The 13,916-nt window shown below is 67.4% G+C and carries 13 protein-coding genes; 5 read left to right on the forward strand and 8 right to left on the reverse strand.

What is annotated here, in order from left to right; genetic code table 11:
- Positions 1-3 precede the first annotated feature (3 nt).
- The 7 genes from C1927_RS03160 to C1927_RS03190 all read right to left on the reverse strand — a co-directional run bounded on the left by C1927_RS03160 (position 4) and on the right by C1927_RS03190 (position 7,192).
- Positions 4-948 (reverse strand): NAD-dependent epimerase/dehydratase family protein, encoded by a 945-nt coding sequence (locus tag C1927_RS03160; RefSeq protein WP_079220543.1) that lies wholly within the window; start codon positions 946-948, stop codon positions 4-6.
- A 1-nt stretch (position 949) separates the two neighbouring features.
- A complete protein-coding gene (locus tag C1927_RS03165; RefSeq protein ID WP_108745924.1) occupies positions 950-1,681 on the reverse strand; it encodes an SDR family oxidoreductase in 732 nt (243 codons plus the stop codon).
- Between the two features lie 2 nt (positions 1,682-1,683).
- Positions 1,684-2,997, reverse strand: a complete 1,314-nt coding sequence (locus C1927_RS03170; protein ID WP_108745925.1) for an FAD-binding oxidoreductase — start codon at positions 2,995-2,997, stop codon at positions 1,684-1,686.
- Positions 2,994-4,412 carry a UbiA family prenyltransferase gene (locus C1927_RS03175; protein ID WP_108745926.1) on the reverse strand — a complete coding sequence of 473 codons (1,419 nt, stop codon included), beginning with the start codon at positions 4,410-4,412 and terminating at the stop codon, positions 2,994-2,996. Before C1927_RS03175 ends, C1927_RS03170 begins: the two co-directional genes overlap by 4 nt.
- 112 nt (positions 4,413-4,524) lie before the next feature.
- A complete protein-coding gene (locus C1927_RS03180) occupies positions 4,525-5,508 on the reverse strand; it encodes a lysylphosphatidylglycerol synthase transmembrane domain-containing protein (RefSeq protein ID WP_079220547.1) in 984 nt (327 codons plus the stop codon).
- On the reverse strand, positions 5,508-6,446 hold the full coding sequence (locus tag C1927_RS03185; RefSeq protein ID WP_079220548.1) for an electron transfer flavoprotein subunit alpha/FixB family protein: 939 nt from the start codon (positions 6,444-6,446) through the stop codon (positions 5,508-5,510). Before C1927_RS03185 ends, C1927_RS03180 begins: the two co-directional genes overlap by 1 nt.
- Positions 6,446-7,192 carry an electron transfer flavoprotein subunit beta/FixA family protein gene (locus tag C1927_RS03190; RefSeq protein WP_032976362.1) on the reverse strand — a complete coding sequence of 249 codons (747 nt, stop codon included), beginning with the start codon at positions 7,190-7,192 and terminating at the stop codon, positions 6,446-6,448. The genes C1927_RS03185 and C1927_RS03190 overlap by 1 nt, the downstream gene beginning before the upstream one ends.
- Positions 7,193-7,480: 288 nt before the next feature.
- On the opposite strand from C1927_RS03190, the gene rfbB reads away from it, so the two are divergent.
- The 5 genes from rfbB to C1927_RS03215 all read left to right on the forward strand — a co-directional run bounded on the left by rfbB (position 7,481) and on the right by C1927_RS03215 (position 12,472).
- On the forward strand, positions 7,481-8,536 hold the full coding sequence (gene rfbB / locus C1927_RS03195; protein ID WP_108745927.1) for a dTDP-glucose 4,6-dehydratase: 1,056 nt from the start codon (positions 7,481-7,483) through the stop codon (positions 8,534-8,536).
- Positions 8,537-8,550: 14 nt separating this feature from the next.
- Entirely contained in the window at positions 8,551-9,438 is an 888-nt protein-coding gene (rfbA, locus tag C1927_RS03200) for a glucose-1-phosphate thymidylyltransferase RfbA (RefSeq protein WP_079220550.1), read from the forward strand.
- The gene (gene rfbC / locus C1927_RS03205; RefSeq protein WP_079220551.1) at positions 9,435-10,007 is read left to right on the forward strand and encodes a dTDP-4-dehydrorhamnose 3,5-epimerase; all 573 of its coding nucleotides are present in this window, start codon (positions 9,435-9,437) and stop codon (positions 10,005-10,007) included. The genes rfbA and rfbC overlap by 4 nt, the downstream gene beginning before the upstream one ends.
- Positions 10,004-10,894 carry a dTDP-4-dehydrorhamnose reductase gene (rfbD, locus tag C1927_RS03210; protein WP_079220552.1) on the forward strand — a complete coding sequence of 297 codons (891 nt, stop codon included), beginning with the start codon at positions 10,004-10,006 and terminating at the stop codon, positions 10,892-10,894. The genes rfbC and rfbD overlap by 4 nt, the downstream gene beginning before the upstream one ends.
- Positions 10,895-11,131: 237 nt before the next feature.
- Positions 11,132-12,472 carry a hypothetical protein gene (locus tag C1927_RS03215; protein ID WP_159096636.1) on the forward strand — a complete coding sequence of 447 codons (1,341 nt, stop codon included), beginning with the start codon at positions 11,132-11,134 and terminating at the stop codon, positions 12,470-12,472.
- A gap of 34 nt (positions 12,473-12,506) precedes the next feature.
- Here C1927_RS03215 and C1927_RS03220 read toward each other — a convergent pair whose 3' ends face one another.
- A complete protein-coding gene (locus C1927_RS03220) occupies positions 12,507-13,910 on the reverse strand; it encodes a mannose-1-phosphate guanylyltransferase/mannose-6-phosphate isomerase (RefSeq protein ID WP_079220554.1) in 1,404 nt (467 codons plus the stop codon).
- Positions 13,911-13,916: the final 6 nt, after the last annotated feature.

Below are 13,916 nucleotides of genomic sequence, written 5' to 3' on the forward strand. Positions count from 1 at the left end.
GCGTCAACGCTCCAGTACGATCTTCGCGTAGCGCGGGTCGGTGTAGCTTTCGCGGATGGCCTCTTCGAACGGCGTCTGCTTCACGCCGAACACGGCCTCGGTGTCGATGCCCTTGAAATCATCGCCGGCACTGAGTGCCTTCAGCTGGTCGGCGGTGAAGGGCGGCTTGCTGCTGAACAGGCTGTAGACCTTCAGCAGGAAGCCGAAGAAGCCGATCGGGATATGCACGATGACGGTGTGCAGCTTCTTCACCCGCTTGATGGTGCGGATGATGTCCACGTAGTCCACGCGGGTGTCACCGACGATGTCGAAGACCTCGCCATCCGGTTCGGTTTCGATGCACTTGGCAATGCAGCGGCAGAAGTCGCGTTCGTACAGCGGCTGGCGCATGAACCTGCCATCGCCCGGGATCGGGAACACCGGCGTGCGGGCCATGAAGCGCGACAGCCAGCCCAGGTGCTTGGGGTCGAACCAGCCGAACATCAGCGTGGGACGCAGCACGCAGTGGCGCTGGCCGCTGGCCACCACCATCTCTTCCTGCTCGCGCTTGGTGTTGGTGTAGTCATCCTTGGCCACCGAGTTCACCACCGACGAACTGATGTGCACCATGTAGGGCACGGCCGCGCCTTGGGTTGCCTTCAGCACATGGCCGGTGGCGGTGATGTTGTTGCGCACGAACAGGTCGGTGGTCTTGCCGGTGATCTGTGCATGCAGCTGCACCACGCAGGCGGCGCCGTTGAACTCGCCGGCCCAGGCGCCCGGCTCGGCCAGGTCGGCCAGCACCACGCGCACATCCGGGTGCAGCTTCTGCAGGATGTCCAGGTTGTGCGCGTGCTTGTCGATGGCCACCAGCTGGGTATACCCCTGCTGCTTGAGCTCGACGATCAGGTTCTGCCCGACCAGCCCGGCGGCCCCGGTGATGACGATCTTGGCGTGCTTGTCGGTCATGTCAGAGCTTGATCCTGCGGAAGACGAATTCGGGAATGTTCTTGATGATCATCATGATCGCCCACCAGAAACCGGGCAGGTAGGCCACGGCCTTGCGCTTGCCGATGGCCTTGAGGATGCCGGCGGCCACCTTGTCCGGCGTCGCCCACAGCGCGCCCTTCTTGAAGGCGGCCGTCATCGGCGTATCGACGAAGCCCGGCTTGATGACCAGCACGTTGACGCCGGCCGGGCGCAGGCGCTGGCCCAGGCCGCTCAGGTAGGCGGTCACGGCCGCCTTGGCGCTGCCATAGAGGTAGTTGCTGGCGCGGCCACGATCGCCGGCCACCGAGGAGATCACCGCCAGGCTGGCGCCGGACTGCAGGCGCTGGGCCAGGGCGGCCGCCAGCGCAATCGTGGACGTACCGTTGGTGGCGAACTCGCGCAGCGACAGCTCCACCGACGCATCGCAGGCGGCCTGGTCCGGCAGCGTGCCGTGGGCGATGAGCACGGTATCCACGCCACCCAGGGCCGACCAGGCATCGTCCAGCAGCGCGCCATGTGCGGACAGGTCGTTCACGTCCAGCACGCCTGTATGCACGTGCGGGGCGCCACGCACGCGCAGGTCGGCGGCGATGGCATCCAGCTTGCCGGCACTGCGGCCCACCAGGTAGAGCGCGGCGGCACGCCCGGCGTACAGGCGCGCGACGGATTCGGCGATGGCCGAGGTGGCGCCGATGATCAGGATCTTCTGCATGCTTACTCCATCACCCGGCGCCAGAAGCCGGATGAGAATCGGGGGTCGATGAAGCGGGAGAATTCTTCCCAGGCGGGGTAGGCCTGGCGGAACAGCGCGCCGGACATGCGCGCGTCCTTGGCCGGATAGACGGCGCCACCGGCCTCGCTGACGATGCGATCCAGGCGGTCGAGCATCTTCAGCAGTTCCGGGCCGTCGTTGGGGAAATCCAGGGCCAGGGTGGTACCCGGGCGCGGGAACGACAGCAGGCCCGGCGAGGGCCGGTCGCCGAACTCCTTCAGCACCGCCAGGAACGAGCCGCGTCCGCTGCGCGCGATCTCCGCCAGCAGGGCGGCGGTGGCATCGCGGGCGACGGCGGGCGGCAGGACGCACTGGTGCTGCAGGAAACCGCGCGGGCCATACATGCGGTTCCAGTGGTTGATGCCGTCCAGCGGGTAGAAGTAGCTCTGGTAATGCGCCAGGTGGCGGGCACGCCGCGCGGGCTGGCGCCAGTAGTACAGCGTGTTGAACGGGCGCAGGGTGAGCGGATTGACCAGCGATACCGGCGGCACGATGGGCATGCTGCGGCGCGGAGCCGCGCTGGGCGTGGCGGCCCGTGCATCGCCCGGCGCATGGTCGCCACGCAGGAAGTGGCCGCGGCCGAGGTTCGGCCCGCTGGCCAGGCAGTCGATCCAGGCGACGGTGTATTCGAAGTCGCTGGCCGATTCGCGCGACAGCTCGAAGAAGGCGTCCAGGTTGTCGAAGCGGATCGACTCGGTTTCGATCCACGGCCCGGGTACGCGCCGCAGCTGCAGTTCGACCCAGGTGATGAATCCGGTCAGGCCGAGACCGCCGACGGTGGCGGCGAACAGGCCGCTGTCATCGGCGGGGGTGAGCTGCTGGCGCGCGCCATCGCTGCGCAGCAGTTCCAGGCAGCGCACGTGGTGGCCGAAGGTGCCGGCGCGATGGTGGTTCTTGCCGTGGACGTCGTTGCCGATGGCCCCGCCCACGGTGGCGTAGCGGGTACCGGGCGTGACCGGCAGGAACCAGCCACTGGGCAGGGCGATGTCGAGGATCTCGGCCAGGGTGACCCCGGCCTCGCAGCGCACGATGCCGGTGGCCGGGTCGAAGCCGATGAAGCGGTCCAGGCCGCGGCTGGCCAGCAGCGACGCGTCCGGGTTGAGGCAGCTGTCGCCGTAGCTGCGGCCATTGCCATGCGGAAGCACCGTGCCGCCTTCCGGCGGCAACGGCAGTTCCGACGCGCGATCGAGCACCGGGATGATGCGCTGCTCGACCCGCGGGTAGCGTCCCCAGGACTGGCCGGGCGCTGCACTCATATGGCGATCAGCACGATCAGCACGCACAGCCCGATGACGATCTGGCTGCCACGGTCCATGGCCGCGAACACGATGGGATCGTCATGCATGTCACCGCGGTGGGAGACGATCCACATCCGGCTGATCCAGTACAGCAGGATCGGGCACAGCAGCCACAGCAGCTTGGGGTTGCTGTAGAGCTCAAGGCTTTCCGGGCTGTTGATGTACAGGGCGAACACCATCACGCCGATGTAGCCGGCGGCGGCACCCAGCGACTGCACCAGGGGCAGGTCGGCCACGGAATAGCCACGGCCGATCGCCATTTCCTTGCCGCTGGCCAGCGCCGATGCCAGTTCGGTATAGCGCTTGAGCATGGCCAGGCTGAGGAACACGAACATCGAGAAGGCCAGCAGCCAGAACGACAGTTCGGAATTGATCGCCACCGCGCCGCCGATGATGCGCACGGTGTACAGCGCGGCCAACAGCACCACGTCGATCATCACGATGCGCTTGAGCTTGAGCGAATAGCTCAGCGTCATCACGTAGTAGCACAGCAGCACGCCGGCGAAGGCCGGGCTGCAGGCCAGGGCCAGCGCGAAGCCGGCCAGGGTGATCAGCGGCGCGACCAGCAGGCCATGCAGCAACGGCAGCGTGCCGGCCGCGAACGGACGCTTGCGCTTGCGCGGATGCATGCGGTCCGGGGTCAGGTCGAGCAGGTCGTTGAGCAGGTAGACGCCCGATGCACACAGGCCGAAGGCGAGGAACGCCGTGCCCGCGTCGATGATCGAGGCGATGTCGAAGAACCGGTGCGCCGTCAGCAGCGGCACCAGCACCAGCAGGTTCTTCAGCCACTGGTAGATGCGCAGGGCCTTGATCCAGGTGATCAGGCCGCCGTTCTGCGAAGGCAGGTGGGCCAGCACCTCGGTCTGCTTCGCCGCCGCGCTGGCGAGCCCGGCACCGTTGTTGACCACGATCGCGCCACCGGCATGCGCCCACACTTTCAGGTCGACCTGGCCGTTGCCCATGTAGTCGAAGCCGCGTTCGCCGAAGCGCGCGGCCAGCGCCTGGCCCTTGTTGCTGCCGGACAGGTTGGTCTGGCCATCGCTGGCCATCACGTCCTCGAACAGGCCGAGGTGGTCGGCGATGGGCTGCACCAGCAGCCGGTCCGACGCGGTGCACAGCACGCGCGGGCGCTGCGTGGTGGTGCGCAGGATCTCCAGCACGCGCTCGTCGTACGGCAGCGTTTCGGCCGGCAACTGCACGCGCGAGGCCAGCTGGCGCTTCACGTAGGCCTTGCCACGCAGCAGCCAGAAGGGCACCAGGAAAATGTACAGCGGGTTGTTCGAAAGCAGGGCCAGCAGGGACTCGTAAAGGATGTCCGAGCGCAGCAGGGTGCCGTCAAGGTCGACGCAGAGCGGGCGGTTGGAGGCCGTCACGGCGTGAATGCTCCGGGGTGGACTGCATCGGAATGTTGCATTGCTGAACCTTGTATTTCGCCGTTGACCGAATGGATGATAAATGAAGGTGGTGACCGGGTCAGTACACGCATCAGCGCCCGGTTGCAGGCGACAGTGCGCGCGATTCCAGCGTTGCCATGGCCAGCATGCCCACCAGCACCGCCAGCCACAGGCTGGCCAGGCGGATGCCGATGGCGATGGCCAGTGCGGCGTCCGCGCCGACGCCGCAGGCCACCAGCATCAGCACGATGGCCGCTTCGGTCGTGCCGACGCCGCCGGGCACGAAGGACAGGGCGCCGATCAGCATCGCCATCGGGTAGATGCCCAGCAGCAGGTGCGCCGGCAAGGTGATGCCCGCGCTGTGGCACAGCCATGCGAACGCCGCCGCTGTCAGCAGCCAGGCCACGCTGCCCCAGCCCAGGCTGCCCAGCAGCAGGCGGACCCGCAGCAGGGGGCCCAGTGCGGTTCCCCCGTCGATCAGGAAGCCTGCTGCCCGCCGCACCGGCGCGCCGGGCAGGCGCGCGGCGAGCCCACGTGCGAACCGCGCCAACGGTGGCCAGCAGCCAAGTGCGAGCAATGCCAGCAGCAGCACCAGGATGACCAGCGCCAGCAGGCCGAACGCCGGAACCAGGGTGGCTGCTGCGATCGACAGCAGGGTGATGACCAGCAGGTCGCAGGCCCGTTCGAAGATGAATGTCGTCAACGTGGCCCGGGGCGGGATGCCCTGCCAGTTGAAATAGCGGATGCGCAGCAGTTCACCGGCCTTGCCAGGTGATGCCGTGAACGCGAAACCAGCGAGGTAGGCGAGCAGTCCCTGCCACCAGGCGTGCACGGGATGCCCCTGTGCCGCCAGTACGCTGCGCCAGCGCTGGTACCGGCACGCATAGCTGAGCAGGACGAGGACGGCGCAGGCCGACAGCGGCGCCGCCATTTTGGCCAATTGCGACAAGATGTTCCTGTCGCGATCGAGGTACCACAGTGCCGCCACATAGATCACTGCAATGGCGGCGACCCAGAGGCCCGCACGCCCCCCGCGTGCCGGCTGAACCGGCACCGGAGGGCGACGGTTGGCCATTACAGGGCCTTTTCCAGCTCCGGCAGGATCGCGAACAGATCCCCGACCAGGCCGATGTCGGCGATCTCGAAGATCGGCGAATCCGCGTCCTTGTTGATGGCCACGATCGTGCCGGCATCCTTGATGCCGGTCAGGTGCTGGATGGCACCGCTGATGCCGACGGCCACGTACAGTTCCGGCGCGATGATCTTGCCGGTCTGGCCGACCTGCAGGTCGCTGGGCACGTAGCCGGCATCGACCGCGGCGCGCGAGGCACCGACGGCGGCACCGAGCTTGTCGGCCAGCTGGAAGATGACCTTGAAGTTCTCTTCCGAACCGACGCCACGGCCACCGGAGACCACGCGCTTGGCGCTCTGCAGGTCAGGGCGGTCGCTGGCACCGGCGGCCAGGCCGACGAAGCGGGTGTGCGCCGGCAGGGCGGCATCGACGCTGGCTGCTTCCACGGCGGCGCTGCCACCCTGGGCGGCTTCCGGCCACGATGCGGCGCGCACGGTGGCGACCACGATCTGGTCGGCCGGCGCTTCGACGGTGATGATGGCGTTGCCGGCGTAGATCGGGCGCTTGAAGGTGTGGCTGCCTTCCACGGCCATCAGGTCGGACACCTGGTTGACGCCCAGCAGGGCGGCAACGCACGGCATCAGGTCCTTGCCGAAGGTGGTGGACGGGCCGAACACGTGGCTGTAGCCCTTGGCCAGCTGCGCGATCTGCGGTGCCAGCACCTGGGCGATGGCCTGCGCGTTGGCGGCGTTGGCCACGGTCAGGACCTTGGCGACGCCAGCGATCTTCGCCGCTTCGGTGGCGACAGCGGCCGGGTCGGCAGCCAGCACCAGCACGTCGATGCTGGCACCGCTGATGGCGGCGGCGGCGCTGACGGTCTTGGCGGTGGCGGCGTTGAGCTTGCCGTCGTGGTGTTCGGCGATGACGAGAATCTTGCTCATTACAGCAGCCCCTTCTGCTTGAGTGCGGCAACCAGTTCGGCCGCGTCCTTGACCATCACGCCCTTGCTGCGCTTGGACGGCGCGGCGTACTGGGTGGTCTTGAAGGTATCGGCGGCTTCAACACCGAGGTCGGCCAGCTGCAGGGTTTCCAGCGGCTTGGCCTTGGCCTTCATGATGTCCGGCAGCTTGATGAAGCGCGGCTCGTTCAGGCGCAGGTCGGTGGTGACCACGGCCGGCAGGTCCACTTCCAGCGTTTCCAGGCCGGCATCGACCTCGCGGGTGACCGTGGCCTTGCCGTCTGCGATGTCCAGCTTGCTGGCGAAGGTCGCCTGCGGGCGGCCCCACAGCGTGGCCAGCATCTGGCCGGTCTGGTTGGCATCGTCGTCGATGGCCTGCTTGCCGAGGATCACCAGGTCCGGCTGTTCCTTCTCGACCAGCTTGAGCAGGGTGCGGGCCGCGGTCAGCGGCTGGATGGCCTGGTCGGTAACGACGTGGATGGCACGGTTTGCGCCCATGGCCAGGCCATTGCGCAGGTGCGCCTGGGCATCAGCCGGGGCGATGGTGGCGACGACCACTTCGGTCGCGATGCCCTTGTCGCGCAGGCGCAGGGCTTCTTCCAGGGCGATTTCATCGAAGGGGTTGGGGGACAGCTTGACGCCGTCGGTGACCACGCCGGAGCCGTCCGGCTTGACCTGAATGCGGACGTTGTAGTCCACCACGCGCTTGTACGCGACGAGGATTTTCATCTGGTACTCGATCCTTGTAGTGCCGGCCGCTGGCCGGCTCACAGTAACGGGAAACGTCCGGTCCTCGCACAGCAACCGGTTCGGGGGTGGGATCCCGATTCTAGCTGGCTTGGGGTAACCATGCGAATGCGTATGGTTTGCTGCGTTGCCGCAAAAAATGCCTCGCCGGACCCTCGTTGTTCACGTCCTGCACGCAGTCGTGAAGGCAGTGGCGCTGTATGCTGTCGCGCTGTGCCGGGGCGCCGCAGAGCGCTCCCACGAATGATTTCGATAACAGGAGAACAGGTAGTGGCCACATGGCTTGTCACCGGCGGCGCCGGATTCATTGGCGGTAACTTCGTTCTCGAAGCAGTCGCCCGCGGCATCAAGGTCGTCAATCTCGACGTGCTGACCTATGCCGGCAACCTGAAGACCCTGTCCAGCCTGGAGGGCAACCCGAACCACGTGTTCGTGCAGGGTGACATCGGTGACAGCAGCCTGGTTGCCCGCCTGCTGGCCGAGCACCAGCCCGACGCGGTGCTGAACTTCGCCGCCGAAAGCCACGTCGACCGTTCCATCGACGGCCCGGGCGCCTTCATCCAGACCAACGTGGTGGGCACACTGGGCCTGCTGGAAGCCGTGCGCGACCATTGGAAGGGGCTGCCGGCCGAGCAGGGCGCGGCCTTCCGCTTCCTGCATGTGTCCACCGACGAGGTGTACGGCACCCTCGGCGAGACCGGCAAGTTCAGCGAGACCACCCCGTACGCGCCCAACTCGCCGTACTCGGCGTCCAAGGCCGCCTCGGACCACCTGGTGCGTGCGTTCCACCACACCTACGGGCTGCCGGTGCTGACCACCAACTGCTCCAACAACTACGGCCCGTACCACTTCCCTGAAAAGCTCATTCCGCTGGTGATCGCCAAGGCGCTGGCCGGCGAGCCGCTGCCGGTGTACGGCGATGGCAAGCAGGTACGTGACTGGCTGTTCGTCACCGACCACTGCGAAGCGATCCGCACGGTGCTGGCCAAGGGCCAGGTCGGCGAGACCTACAACGTCGGCGGCAATTCGGAAAAGCAGAACATCGAAGTGGTGCAGGCGATCTGCGCGCTGCTCGATGCACGCCGCCCGCGCGAGGATGGCCAGCCGCGCAGCAGCCAGATCACCTACGTGGCTGATCGCCCGGGCCATGACCGCCGCTACGCGATCGATGCGTCGAAGCTGAAGAACGACCTGGGCTGGGAGCCGGCCTACACCTTCGAACAGGGCATCGCCTTCACCGTCGACTGGTACCTGGACAACCAGGAATGGGTCAACGGCGTGCTGGACGGCAGCTACCGCCTGCAGCGCATCGGCACTGCGGCCTGAACCCAGGAGACGACATGACCCAGCGCAAGGGCATCATCCTCGCCGGCGGTTCCGGCACCCGGCTCTATCCGATCACCAAGGGCGTTAGCAAGCAGCTGCTGCCGGTGTACGACAAGCCGATGATCTATTACCCGCTCAGCGTGCTGATGCTGGCGGGCATCCGCGAAGTGCTGATCATCAACACCCCGCACGAACAGGCGTTGTTCCAGCAGCTGCTGGGCGACGGTTCGCAGTGGGGCATGGACATCCAGTACGCCGTGCAGCCGAGCCCGGACGGGCTGGCGCAGGCCTACCTGATCGGCCGTGATTTCGTGGCCGGCAAGCCGAGCTGCCTGGTGCTGGGTGACAACATCTTCCACGGCCACGGCCTGCGCGAGGTGCTCAAGCGTGCCGACCAGCGCGTGGACGGCTCGACCGTGTTCGGCTACTGGGTGAACGATCCGGAGCGCTACGGCGTGGCCGAGTTCGACCAGACCGGCAAGGTCATCGACCTGGTGGAGAAGCCGGAGAAGCCGCGTTCCAACTATGCGGTGACCGGCCTGTACTTCTACGACGGCAATGCAAGCGACCATGCCGCCGAACTGAAGCCGTCGCCGCGTGGCGAGCTGGAGATCACCGATCTCAACAAGCGCTACCTGGCCGAGGGCCAGCTGCATCTGGAAGCGCTCGGCCGTGGTTATGCCTGGCTCGATACCGGTACCCACCAGTCCCTGCTGGAAGCCTCCAATTTCATCGAGACCATCCAGACCCGCCAGGGCCTGCAGGTGTGCTGCCCCGAGGAAATCGCCTTCGGCCAGGGCTGGATCAACGCCGAACAGCTGGAGGCGCTGGCCGCCCCGCTGATCAAGAATGGCTACGGCCAATACCTGCACACACTTGCCCTGCGTGGAGTCGTTCCGTGAAAGTGATTGAAACCAAGTTGCCCGGCTGCGTGGTGATCGAGCCGGCCGTGTTCGGCGACGCGCGTGGTTATTTCTTCGAAACCTGGAATGCCGAGCGCTTCGCTGCGCTGGGCCTGCCGGACCGTTTCGTGCAGAGCAACGTGTCCACCTCGGCACAGGGCGTGCTGCGTGGCCTGCATTACCAGTGGCCGCGCCCGCAGGGCAAGCTGGTCAGCGTGCTGGAAGGCGAGGTCTATGACGTGGCCGTCGACATCCGCCGTGGCTCGCCGACGTTCGGCCAGTGGGAAGCGGTGGTGCTGAGCGCGGAGAACAAGAAGCAGTTCTGGATACCGGAAGGGTTCGCCCACGGTTTTGCCGTGCTGTCCGAGCGTGCGGTGTTCAGCTACCTGTGCACCGAGGTCTACCTGAAGGACTTCGATGCCGGCGTGCGCTGGAATGATGCCGACATCGCCGTGGACTGGCCGGTGAGTGCGCCGACCCTGTCGGCCAAGGACGAGAACGCGCCCTTCCTGAAGGACATCGCCGAAGACCGCCTGCCGGTCTACGTCGCTGCACAGGGCGCGCCATGACCGTGCTGGTCTTCGGCGGCAACGGCCAGGTCGGCCAGGAGCTGCTGCGCGCGCTGGCCCCGCTGGGGCCGGTGGTGGCCACGACCCGCAGCGGCCAGTTGCCCGATGGCCGTGCGTGCGAGGTGGCCGACTTCGGCCAGCCCGACAGCCTGCCGGCACTGCTGGATCGCCTGCAGCCGTCGGTGGTGGTCAATGCTGCGGCCTACACGGCCGTGGACCGCGCCGAGCAGGAAGTGGACGCCGCGTTTGCGGCCAATGCGCAGGCGCCGGGCGTGATCGCGCGCTGGTGCGCGGCGCATGGCGTGCCGTTCGTGCATTACTCCACCGACTACGTATTCGATGGCCAGGGCAATGCGCCCTACGGCGAAGACGAAGCGACCGCGCCGCTGGGCGTGTACGGCACCAGCAAGCGGGACGGCGAAGATGCCGTGCGCGCCGCCGGTGGCCGTCACCTGATCTTCCGCACGGCGTGGGTGTATGCCTCGCACGGTGCCAATTTCCTGCGCACGATGCTGCGGGTGGGCGCCGAGCGCGACCAGCTGCGGGTAGTGGCCGACCAGATCGGCACGCCGACCCCGGCCGCGCTGATCGCCGATGTCACTGCGCAGGCGTTGCAGCACCCGGGGCAGCTGTCGGGCACCTGGCACCTGACCGCCAGTGGCCAGACCAGCTGGCATGGCTTTGCCGAGGCGATCTTCGCCGAAGCGCTGGCCCGCGGCGTGCTGGCCAAGGTGCCGGAGGTGGTCGCCATTCCCAGTTCCGAATATCCGACACCGGCCAAGCGTCCGGCCTGGTCGGTGCTGGACAACCGCCGGCTGCAGCAGGATTTCAGCATCACGCTGCCGACGTGGCAGGAAGGCCTGCAGCGGGTCATCGCCGAACTCTGATCGGCGCCCGCACCTCGTGGCAGACAGAAGCCCGGCCCTGGCCGGGCTTCTGCGTCTGCGGATGCCGCGCTGCGTGGCGTCACCCTGCGCACCGCCACCGCGCGTGGGCGGCGTCCGTGCTTCTGGACTACCATGCGCGGCAGGATCATTCCGCGCAGCGCGTGGATATCGCTGCGCTCGCACCTGCAAGGACGCTCCATGGATCTGCCCCGTTCCACCCTCCGCGCACCGCGTGGAATGTCGCCGCTCACACTCGCGATGGGCGTAGCTGCCCTGGCCCTGCTGGCGAGGCTGCTGTACGTGCAGTACTTCGCTACGCCGATGCCCTACATGGACCAGTGGGACGGCGAGTGGGCGAGTGCACTCAAGCCATGGCTGCAGGGTTCACTGCAGTGGCAGATGCTGGTCTCGCCGCACAACGAACACCGCATCCTGCCCACGCGGCTGGTCACGCTGCTGTCGTATGCGGCCACCGGCGAGTGGAACAACGTCCACGAAGCGCGGATCGCCGCTGTCGTTTTCTGCTTCATCCCCGGGCTGCTGACCTGGCACGCGCTGCGCGATGCGGGTGTCGCGGCGCATCGCTGGTTGCCGCCGCTGGCGGTGCTGCTGTCGGTACTGCCGTTCGCGTGGGAGAACTTCCTGGTCGGCTTCCAGTCGCAGTTCTACTTCCTGATCCTGTCCAGCATCGTGGCCATTGCGCTGGTGGCCCGCCATCACCAGAGCATTGCCGCCCTGGCTGGCGCGGTGGCGTTGAGCGTGTTTGCCTGCGCCACCATGGCGTCAGGCCTGCTGACCGCCGTGGCGACGGGCGCGACCTGCATCATGGCTTGTCTCTGCCTGCCGGGGCGTCGCGCTCCGGCGCTGTGCGCGACCGCGCTGCTGGCGGTCGTCGCCATCGCCGCCTATGCGTGGGTACCGGTGATCGAGGCCCACGCGGTCCTGCGGGCGCAGAGTGTCGGCGAATTCGCCGGTGCGGCCGTGCGCGTGCTGGCATGGCCGATGCGTTCGGGCGCATTCGCGCCGGTCATCTGGCTGCCCGCACTGGTCATGATCGGCCGGATGCTGGTCCGCCGCAGGGCGTCGCCTGCCGATCTGGTGATGGCCGGGCTGTGCGTCTGGTCCGCGCTGCAGGCGCTGGCCATCGCCTATGGCCGTGGCCACGACATGCGGGCGCCGATGTCCCGCTATACCGAACTGTTCGTTCCCGGGCTGTTTGCCAGTGCGTGGTTCGCCATCCGGTTGTGGGGCGAGGCCCGCCCGGGGGCGCGGCTGCGCCTTGCCACCCGCACGGTCGTGGTCCTGTTCGCAATCGTGGTGGCCTGGCCGCTGCTGGGCCGGGCCAGCAAGGACGCCGGCAAGCTGCAGCAGTTCACCGCCGACGCGCGGTTGCAGCAGGACAACGTGCAACGCCATCTGGCCGGTGAGGACCTGCGGGCACCGCAGGGCGACGGCTTCGTGCTGCCTTATCCCGATGCGGAAAACCTGAAGCAGCGCCTGGATGATCCCCTGCTGCGCCAGGTCCTGCCGGGACACCGCGCAGGACCGGCGCCCGAAGGTGGCGCCGGTGCTCCGTAGGCGGGGCCTGCACTCTGCCTGATGCGGGCGCTGCTCAGCTGCGCCCGTAGGTGTCCTCGAAGCGGACGATATCGTCTTCGCCCAGGTAGCTGCCCGACTGCACTTCGATCAGTTCCAGCGGCAGCTTGCCCGGATTGCGCAGGCGGTGGGTCACGCCCAGCGGGATGTAGGTGCTCTGGTTCTCGCTCAGCAGGAGCACCTCGTCGCCGCGGGTGACCTCGGCGGTGCCGCTGACCACGATCCAGTGCTCGGCGCGATGGTGGTGCATCTGCAGGCTCAGCGTGCCGCCCGGCTTGACCGTGATCCGCTTCACCTGGAAGCGGTCACCATTGTCGATCGAATCGTAGGCACCCCACGGACGGTAGACCTTGCGGTGCCAGGTCGCTTCGCTGCGACCTTCGGTCTTCAGCTGCGACACCACCGTCTTGACCTCCTGCATGCGGTCGGCCTTGCCGACCAGCACCGCATCGTCGGTCTCCACCACGATCACATCATCCAGGCCGACCATCGCCACCAGGCGCTGGCCATAGGCGTAGGTGTTGCGGCAGTCGATGGCGATCACATCCCCCTGGTGCGCGTTGCCGTCGCCATCCTGCTGCGAGACATCGCGCAGCGCGGTCCACGAACCGACATCGTTCCAGCCCGCATCGAGCGGGATCACCACCGCATCGGCGGTCTTTTCCATCACCGCATAGTCGATGGAATCGGAGGTGACGGCGGCGAAGGCGTCCTTGTCCAGGCGGGTGAAGTCGGCATCGCGGCGGGCCTGCTGCCAGGCGCTGCGGCTGCCGGCCAGCATCTCCGGCTGGAAGCGTTCCAGTTCCTGCAGGTAGCGCGAGGCCTTGAACAGGAACATGCCGCTGTTCCAGTAGTACTGGCCGCTGGCCACGTAACCGGTGGCGGTGTCCAGGTCGGGCTTCTCGACGAAGCGTTCGACCGCGCGCAGGCCCTGGCCATCGGCGGCCTTGATGTAGCCATAGCCGGTTTCCGGGCCCGTGGGCACGATGCCGAAGGTCACCAGCTTGCCCGACTCGGCCGCACTGGCGGCGGCCTGGACGACGCTGCGGAAGGTCGCTTCATCGGTGATCACGTGGTCCGAAGGCAGCACCAGCAGCAGCGCATCGGCGCCGTCACGGGTCGCTTCCAGCGCTGCCACGGCGATGGCCGGCGCGGTGTTGCGGCCCATCGGCTCGAGGATGATCGCCGCCGGTTCGGCGCCGACCTGGTGCAGCTGTTCGGCGGCGACGAAGCGGTGTTCCTCGTTGGCGATCACCAGCGGGCCACGGCTGGCGATGGGCGCGACCCGCTGCCAGGTTGCCTGCAGCATGGTCAGGTCACCGGCCAGCGGCAGGAACTGCTTCGGGTAGGACTCACGCGACAGCGGCCACAGGCGGGTTCCGGAGCCACCGGAGAGAATGACGGGCTGGATGATGCTCATGGTCTT

Origin of the sequence: Stenotrophomonas sp. ZAC14D1_NAIMI4_1 (assembly GCF_003086775.1) — a bacterium.
Taxonomy (GTDB): Bacteria; Pseudomonadota; Gammaproteobacteria; order Xanthomonadales; family Xanthomonadaceae; genus Stenotrophomonas.

What these genes read in the sequence shown, in the direction of transcription:
- C1927_RS03190 (WP_032976362.1), bottom strand. Translation starts at nt 7,192, where the DNA reads ATGAAAATCCTCGTCGCGTACAAGCGCGTGGTGGACTACAACGTCCGC.
- C1927_RS03160 (WP_079220543.1), bottom strand. Translation starts at nt 948, where the DNA reads ATGACCGACAAGCACGCCAAGATCGTCATCACCGGGGCCGCCGGGCTG.
- rfbA (WP_079220550.1), top strand. Translation starts at nt 8,551, where the DNA reads ATGACCCAGCGCAAGGGCATCATCCTCGCCGGCGGTTCCGGCACCCGG.
- C1927_RS03215 (WP_159096636.1), top strand. Translation starts at nt 11,132, where the DNA reads ATGTCGCCGCTCACACTCGCGATGGGCGTAGCTGCCCTGGCCCTGCTG.
- C1927_RS03220 (WP_079220554.1), bottom strand. Translation starts at nt 13,910, where the DNA reads ATGAGCATCATCCAGCCCGTCATTCTCTCCGGTGGCTCCGGAACCCGC.
- C1927_RS03180 (WP_079220547.1), bottom strand. Translation starts at nt 5,508, where the DNA reads ATGGCCAACCGTCGCCCTCCGGTGCCGGTTCAGCCGGCACGCGGGGGG.
- rfbD (WP_079220552.1), top strand. Translation starts at nt 10,004, where the DNA reads ATGACCGTGCTGGTCTTCGGCGGCAACGGCCAGGTCGGCCAGGAGCTG.
- C1927_RS03170 (WP_108745925.1), bottom strand. Translation starts at nt 2,997, where the DNA reads ATGAGTGCAGCGCCCGGCCAGTCCTGGGGACGCTACCCGCGGGTCGAG.
- C1927_RS03165 (WP_108745924.1), bottom strand. Translation starts at nt 1,681, where the DNA reads ATGCAGAAGATCCTGATCATCGGCGCCACCTCGGCCATCGCCGAATCC.
- C1927_RS03185 (WP_079220548.1), bottom strand. Translation starts at nt 6,446, where the DNA reads ATGAGCAAGATTCTCGTCATCGCCGAACACCACGACGGCAAGCTCAAC.